At 48.2% G+C, this 1,001-nt stretch carries 2 protein-coding genes; one reads left to right on the top strand and one right to left on the bottom strand.

Annotated features, from left to right (window positions below; all coding sequences use genetic code 11):
- Nucleotides 1-203 (top strand): hypothetical protein (locus ACTHUR_RS11800; protein WP_440398696.1); only part of this gene is annotated, 203 nt, incomplete at its 5' end.
- Here the strand turns inward: ACTHUR_RS11800 and ACTHUR_RS11805 are convergent.
- A complete protein-coding gene (locus tag ACTHUR_RS11805; protein WP_440398697.1) occupies nt 163-783 on the bottom strand; it encodes a DUF1269 domain-containing protein in 621 nt (206 codons plus the stop codon). The genes ACTHUR_RS11800 and ACTHUR_RS11805 overlap by 41 nt on opposite strands.
- Between the last annotated feature and the right edge of the window lie 218 nt (nt 784-1,001).

Below are 1,001 nucleotides of genomic sequence, written 5' to 3' on the forward strand. Positions count from 1 at the left end.
AAGAGGTGGAGAAGAGACAGGTTGAGACCTTTGCAAAGGTCTCGGGGCATGAAAAAGGGAGAGGCTACCTGAAAAATAGATTTTCAGGTAGCCTCAAACCGGTTTGGCATGCATCCGAAACGGAAAATTTGAGCGGTTACATACCTTGGGTTGGTGGCAGTGTTATTTCAACTTGGCTGCCAATTTGTCGAATTTTTGTTTGATGTCGGCCTTGAAGGCTTCCACTTTCTCTTTGCGCTCGGCTTTGCGCTGTTTTTTCCAAGCTTCGTGTGCCTGACGTGCCACTTCTTCCTGCGCTTCTATTGCTGCCAATACGTCCTGTTGGGCAACGGCTACATCTTGTCGGAGAATAACGGTTTTGAAACGGTGGAAGAAAGCATCCAATACAGCTTCGTTGGATTCTTGCGCCAAAATAATGATCGCAGTACTGCCGTTATCCAGTTTTTTGGCTGTATTTTCTAGCAACGCCCCCTCTCCCAATGTTTGGGCAGTGCCTACATCACTGCCGATGAGTGCGCCAGTAGCTCCACCCAACAGAACACCGATAGGACCGCCGAGGATGCCGACCAGCGAACCAATGAGGCCGCCCGTCCATGCGCTTTCGGCCGTATTGGCGGTAAAGTCGGTGCTTTCTGCTGGGATAATCAGGTCATTTTCCTTTTTAATCAAAACGGCTTGTGCCACCAAAGCATCTGTTATCTGCGAGTAAGCTTTCAATTCAGAAAAGGCTTGATAAGCTTCGCTGGAGATGTCGAATAAGGCAACGATGATGTTTTGTTTCATAAGTCCACTCCCGTAGATTGAAAGATTTAAGAACATACAAGTTGTATGCGGTGTCAGTGTAAATTGCAAGGGGGGGGGGAGCAATGCGGCAAACAAAACTTTACCTATGTAAAGCCTGTAGAACCGGCAAACGGATAACGAACAATACCCAGCCTTAATGGGATTCGGTTTGTTGCTCACGCATGATTTGTGCGCGGGCTTTGTGGCGGATGTAGAGG

Source organism: Neisseria sp. P0021.S007, from assembly GCF_051956855.1.